5 protein-coding genes are annotated in these 6298 nt (G+C 65.6%); all 5 read left to right on the forward strand.

What is annotated here, in order from left to right; all coding sequences use genetic code 11:
• The first annotated feature begins 396 nt into the window (after positions 1-396).
• The 5 genes from AADX97_RS28300 (at position 397) to AADX97_RS28320 (ending at position 5399) form a co-directional block, all read left to right on the forward strand.
• Positions 397-726, forward strand: a complete 330-nt coding sequence (locus AADX97_RS28300) for a MarR family EPS-associated transcriptional regulator (RefSeq protein ID WP_374237516.1) — start codon at positions 397-399, stop codon at positions 724-726.
• Positions 727-1328: 602 nt separating this feature from the next.
• Positions 1329-2015, forward strand: coding sequence for a UDP binding domain-containing protein (locus tag AADX97_RS28305; protein ID WP_374237515.1), 687 nt, complete (start codon positions 1329-1331; stop codon positions 2013-2015).
• A 137-nt stretch (positions 2016-2152) separates the two neighbouring features.
• Entirely contained in the window at positions 2153-3220 is a 1068-nt protein-coding gene (locus AADX97_RS28310; RefSeq protein ID WP_374237514.1) for an Rpn family recombination-promoting nuclease/putative transposase, read from the forward strand.
• Positions 3221-3590: 370 nt separating this feature from the next.
• Positions 3591-4553, forward strand: a complete 963-nt coding sequence (locus tag AADX97_RS28315) for a hypothetical protein (RefSeq protein ID WP_374237513.1) — start codon at positions 3591-3593, stop codon at positions 4551-4553.
• A gap of 516 nt (positions 4554-5069) precedes the next feature.
• Complete coding sequence (locus AADX97_RS28320; protein WP_374237512.1) at positions 5070-5399, forward strand: MarR family EPS-associated transcriptional regulator; 330 nt, start codon at positions 5070-5072, stop codon at positions 5397-5399.
• Positions 5400-6298: the final 899 nt, after the last annotated feature.

Genomic DNA, 6298 nt, shown 5'->3' on the forward strand with positions numbered 1-6298 from the left:
CCGCGGCCGTACAACGCCTGAACAATTTACCCCCCGCCCATACCCCGAAAACGACAGGGTAGGGCGGTAGCGTTTCCGAAGCGCCTCCGCAAGCCCGCCCGGGACCACCGAGCGAGGCCCCCCGCGAACGCCGCTCTCGCTCCAAGGCTCCGAGACTGTATGGGAATTCGTCGTCGGTTGGGCTGAGGAACGAAGCCCAACGCCGAGGTCGAGGTCACCGCTGGATTGTTGCGGGTCCGACGTCCGCCCAGCCGACGCGGAACCGTCGTTTTCGATCCCGACCGGAAACTCTTTCACCATCTCTCCGCACGGGCCTGTCGCCCCGACGCTCCACGTCGCGAACCGGACGCCCGACATCAACGGTCGAACCCCCGGCACCCCACACCGCCCACCGCCATGACCGACGAGCTTCAATACCGTGTCCTCAAGCACATGGAGGCGCACCCCGACGCCACCCAGCGCGATCTGGCGAAGGCGCTCGGCGTGAGTCTGGGCAGCACCAACTTCTGCGTGCGCGCCCTCATCGGGCAAGGGTGGGTGAAGGTCCAGAATTTCCGCCGGAACGACAACAAGCTCGCCTACGCCTACCTGCTCACCCCGCAGGGCATCGAGGCCAAGGCCCGCATCACCGCGCGCTTCCTGCAGCGCAAACGTGCCGAGTACGAAGCCCTCAAGGCCGAGATCGCCCAACTCGCCGCCGAGGTCGCATCCCACCCCAAAAGGTAGCGGCGACTTCAGTCGCCCCGACACGCCCGCGCCGAGGTCGAAGCGAGGTAGCGGCGACTTCAGTCGCCCCGACACACCCGTACCGAGGTCGAAGCGAGGTAGCGGCGACTTCAGTCGCCCCGACATGCCCGCGCCGAGGCTGATGGGCGACTAAAGTCGCCCCTCACACCCGTACCGAGGTCGAAGCGAGGTAGCGGCGACTTCAGTCGCCCCGACACGCCCGTACCGAGGTCGAAGCGAGGTAGCGGCGACTTCAGTCGCCCCGACACACCCGCGCCGAGGCTGATGGGCGACTAAAGTCGCCCCTACACCCTCCCGACACGCCCGCGCCGAGGCTGATGGGCGACTAAAGTCGCCCCTACACCCTCCCGACACACCCGCGCCGAGGTCGAACAGTGGTAGCGGCGACTTCAGTCGCCCCGACACGCCCGCGCCGAGGCTTATGGGCGACTGAAGTCGCCCCAACAACCATCCCCATCACGGCACCCCCTTAGGCGGCACACCGCATGCCGTTTCGCCTCCATCGCTGTGATCCAGTCAATCGCGGTGCAACCGCGCAAACGACCCGGAATGCCAACAGCCAACCCCCGGCTCGGAACCTCATGACCCGTTTCGACAGCGTCCAACGCGCCCTCCGCGAGAGTTCAAGCACCTGGCTCATCACCGGCGTGGCCGGCTTCATCGGCTCCAACCTCCTGGAGACGCTGCTCACACTCGACCAAACCGTCATCGGCCTCGACAACTTCGCCACCGGCCATCAGCACAACCTCGACGACGTCAAAACCCTGGTCACCCCAGCCCAATGGGACCGGTACCACTTCATCGAAGGCGACCTCCGCAACCTCGCCGACTGCCGCCTCGCCGGGCGACGCATCAACGACCGCATGGGTGCGCATGTCGCCGAGACCGTGGTCAAACTCATGCTCCAAAACGGCATCGGTGTGTGCAACAGCCGCATCCTCGTCCTCGGCCTCGCCTTCAAGGAAAACTGCCCGGACGTTCGCAACACCCGCGTCATCGACATCATCCACGCCCTGCTCGAGTACAACATCGCGGTGGACTGCTACGACCCCTGGATCGACCGCGCCGAGGCCAAGCACGAATACGGCCTCGAGTGTCTGTCCGAGGCCTCGCCGGCCGGCAGCTACGACGCCGTCATCCTCGCCGTCGCCCACCGCGACTTCGTCGCGGCGGGCGCCACCGGGATCCGCCAATGGGCCAAACCCAAGGCGATCCTCTACGACGTGAAATCCGTTCTGCCGGTGGACTCCGTCGACGGTCGTCTTTGACGAACCGAGACACGCTCGTCTGTCCGTGCGCGCCGCTGCCTTGACGGCCGGCGGGGTCGAGCTCAACTCCACGATCCCCGCCGAATTTGGAAAGGGCCCATCGTGATGCACAGGGAACCGGGAAACCATTCAACCGCATGCACGCGCAGAATAAATCGAAGTCACGCCGGCGCGACCCCACGCACGACAGCGGCTACAAACTGCTCTACAGCCACGCCGCCATGGTGCGCGACCTGCTGCGCGGCTTTGTGCCCGGCGATTGGGTCCAAGCGCTCGACCTCGCGACCCTCGAGCGCTGCAGCGGGAGCTATGTCACCGACGACCTACGCGACCGCGCCGACGATATCGTCTGGCGCCTGCGCTGGGGCCCCGACTGGCTCTACGTCTACCTGCTGCTGGAATTCCAATCCACCGTCGATCCTTGGATGGCCGTGCGCATCCAGACCTACCTCGGGCTGCTCTACCAGGATCTCGTTCGCGCCGGGACCCTGAGTGTCGCGGGACGTCTGCCGCCCGTTCTGCCCGTGGTGCTCTACAATGGCGTCACGCCCTGGCGTGCTGCCGAGACGCTGGAGCCGCTCATCGAGCCGGCGCCGCCGCTGCTCGCGCGCTATCGCCCGCGACAGGCTTACCTGCTGCTCGACGAGCAGCGCATCGCCAACGCCGGCTCCCTGCCCGAGCGCAACCTCAGTGCGGCCCTGTTTCGGCTCGAGGCCAGTCGCGGCGCGGTCGAGGCGATGGGCATCGTGCACGCCTTGCTCGACTGGCTCAAGGCGCCGGAACAGACCGGTCTGCGCCGTGACTTCGCGGTCTGGTTCGGTCGCGTCTTCCTGCCCAAGCGGCTGCCCGGCGTGCCACTGCCGCCTCTTGGCGAACTCAGCGAGGTGTATCACATGCTGGCGGAGAATCTGGAAACCTGGACCGATCAGTGGAAACGAGAAGGCTTGGAGCAAGGCTTGGAACAAGGCTTGGAACAAGGCTTGGAACAAGGCTTGGAACAAGGTCGGGAGGCAACCCGCCACCTCCTGATCCGTCAGGTGCGACGCCGATTCGGTCCAACGGTCGCCGAGCAGACACAACCGCTGCTTGCGTGCATCGCCGACCTCCAAACGTTGGAAGACCTCGGCGACCAACTGCTCATCAGTCCGGACGGAAACCATTGGTTGCAGGCCGTGCGGAGCATGAGTGCCGGAGACGAACACTAGGGCGAATACCGGAAACCCTCATACCAACGGCGTAGGTTGTGCCGAGCCGCGCGAGGCACAACCAACCGTCGGCGCAAGTTGTGCTTCCTATCGTCAGCACAACCTACGGGTATGGAAGTTTGCGGAAATCACCTAGGTTGATGAACTGGTTCCCAAGCTCCGAGACAGTGCAAGTATTCCCCAACCGTGTCGACCGAGGCGCCGGGATGTCGGGTTACGCCGCGCTAACCCGACCTACGGCGAATACCTGCACAGTCTCAGAGCCCGGGAGCGAGTGGAACGAGGGAGCCTTCCCCCTCGACGCCCTGAGCCTTTCAGACATCCATCAGATCCTCTTCAACACAGGCAGGAAGATCGGACAGCCCGACCGATGACCGACGCCTCGCGCGACGACTACGACAGCCCTTGGAAAGAAGCGCTGGAGCGCTACTTCCCGGACTTTCTCGCGCTCCTGTTCCCGCGGATCCATACTGCGATCGACTGGTCGAAAGGCCATGAATTTCTCGACAAGGAGCTGCAGCAGGTCGTCCGCGATGCCGAGTCGGGCCGGCGCCATGCCGACAAGCTGGCCAGAGTTTATACGCACGAGGGCGCCGAGACCTGGGTGCTGGTCCATGTCGAGGTCCAGGGCGATCCCGAGGCCGGTTTTGCCGAGCGGATGTACGTCTACAATTACCGCATCTTCGACAAATACCGCACCGACATCGTCAGCCTCGCCGTCTTGGCCGATGCCACCGCGCGCTTCCGCCCGAGCACCTACACGCGAGAGCGCTGGGGCTGCGCGTTGAACTTCCGGTTTCCAACGTGCAAGCTGCTGGACCTGAATGCCCGTTGGGCCGAGCTGGAAGACGATCCCAACCCCTTCGCCTTGGTGGTGATGGCGCACCTGAAGGCGCAGGAGAGCAAGGACGGGGCGACCCGCAAAGGCTGGAAGATGCGCCTGGTGCGGCTGCTCTACGAACGCGGCTACAGCCGCGAGGACATCCTGGAGCTGTTTCGCGTCCTGGATTGGCTCCTGCAGTTGCCGGAGGGTTTGGAGCGTGAATTCAAGCGCGAGCTGATCGCTTTCGAGGAGCAAGCCAACATGCCCTACATCACCAGTATCGAACGCCTAAGTCGCCAGGAAGGTCACCAGGAAGGTCACCAGGAAGGCCAAGCCACCATGCTCTTGAGCCTGCTCGCCGTCAAATTCGGTCCCCTCGGCGAAGCGGATCGTCGGCGCGTGCTCGACGCCGATGCGCAGACCCTCCTGGATTGGTCCACGCGCCTGCTGAGCGCGAGCACCCTCGAGGAGGTCTTCGCCGCCGGCCCTCGGCCCGATTCGGCACACTGAGCCGGGGTGTCGGCCGAGACGCTCCGGCACTGCGGTCTCGGAGGTCCCTTCGGACTCACGCCCGACCCACATCCCTGTCGCCCGGACGACGCCGTCCCGCTTGCCCCGCCGCCCCCAACCGGCTAAGCTACCGCAGCCGTACAACGTCTGAACAATTTACCCCCCGCCCATACCCCGAAAACGACAGGGTAGGGCGGTAGCGTTCCCGAAGCGCCGATACAAGCCCGCCCCGGACCACCGAGCGAGGCCCCGCGAGCACCATTCTCGCTCCCCGACTGTGCAGGAATTCTTCGTCGATTGGGCCGAGGAACGAAGCCCAACGATGAGGTCGAGGTCACCGCTGGATTGTTGCGCGTCCAACGTCCGCCCAGCCGACGCGGAACCGTCCTTTTCGATCCCGAGCGGAAACTCTTTCACAATCTCTCCGCACGGGCCTGTCGCCCCGACGCTCCGCGTTACGAACCGGACGCCCGACGTCAACGGTCGCACCCCCGGCACCCCACACCGCACACCGCCATGACCGACGAGCTTCAATACCGTGTCCTGAAGCACATGGAGGCGCACCCCGAAGCCACCCAACGCGATCTGGCGAAGGCCCTCGGCGTGAGTCTGGGCAGCACCAACTTCTGCGTGCGCGCCGTGATCGATCAAGGCTGGGTGAAGGTCCAGAACTTCCGCCGGAGCGACAACAAGCTCGCCTACGCCTACCTGCTGACCCCGCAGGGCATCGAGGCCAAGGCCCGCATCACCGCGCGCTTCCTGCAGCGCAAACGCGCCGAATACGAAGCCCTCAAGGCCGAGATCGCCCAACTCGCCGCCGAGGTCGCATCCAACCCCAAAGGGTAGCGGCGACTTCAGTCGCCCCGACATGCCCGCGCCGAGGCTGATGGGCGACTAAAGTCGCCCCTACACCCTCCCGACACACCCGCGCCGAGGTCGAACAGGGGTAGCGGCGACTTCAGTCGCCCCGACACACCCGCGCCGAGGCTGATGGGCGACTAAAGTCGCCCCTACACCCTCCCGACACATCCGCGCCGAGGTCGAACAGGGGTAGCGGCGACTTCAGTCGCCCCGACATGCCCGTACCGAGGTCGAAGCGAGGTAGCGGCGACTTCAGTCGCCCCGACATGCCCGTACCGAGATCGAAGCGAGGTAGCGGCGACTTCAGTCGCCCCGACATGCCCGTACCGAGATCGAAGCGAGGTAGCGGCGACTTCAGTCGCCCCGACACACCCGCGCCGAGATCGAAGCGAGGTAGCGGCGACTTCAGTCGCCCCGAGATGCCCGCGCCGAGGCTGATGGGCGACTAAAGTCGCTACACCCTCCCGACACACCCGCGCCGAGATCGAAGCGAGGTAGCGGCGACTTCAGTCGCCCCGACACACCCGCGCCGAGATCGAAGCGAGGTAGCGGCGACTTCAGTCGCCCCGACACACCCGCGCCGAGGTCGAAGCGAGGTAGCGGCGACTTCAGTCGCCCCGACACACCCGCGCCGAGATCGAAGCGAGGTAGCGGCGACTTCAGTCGCCCCGACACACCCGCGCCGAGGTCGAACAGGGGTAGCGGCGACTTCAGTCGCCCCGACACACCCGCGCCGAGGCTGATGGGCGACTAAAGTCGCCCCTACACCCTCCCGACACACCCGCGCCGAGGTCGAAGCGAGGTAGCGGCGACTTCAGTCGCCCCGACACACCCGCGCCGAGGTCGAAGCGAGGTAGCGGCGACTTCAGTCGCCCCGACACACC

This window comes from Thiocapsa sp. C2-2m, from assembly GCF_041903745.1.
GTDB lineage: Bacteria > Pseudomonadota > Gammaproteobacteria > Chromatiales > Chromatiaceae > Thiocapsa > Thiocapsa roseilacustris.

Coding starts and splice junctions, on each gene's coding strand:
- AADX97_RS28305 (WP_374237515.1), top strand. CDS start 1,329: ATGACCCGTTTCGACAGCGTCCAACGCGCCCTCCGCGAGAGTTCAAGC.
- AADX97_RS28315 (WP_374237513.1), top strand. CDS start 3,591: ATGACCGACGCCTCGCGCGACGACTACGACAGCCCTTGGAAAGAAGCG.
- AADX97_RS28300 (WP_374237516.1), top strand. CDS start 397: ATGACCGACGAGCTTCAATACCGTGTCCTCAAGCACATGGAGGCGCAC.
- AADX97_RS28310 (WP_374237514.1), top strand. CDS start 2,153: ATGCACGCGCAGAATAAATCGAAGTCACGCCGGCGCGACCCCACGCAC.
- AADX97_RS28320 (WP_374237512.1), top strand. CDS start 5,070: ATGACCGACGAGCTTCAATACCGTGTCCTGAAGCACATGGAGGCGCAC.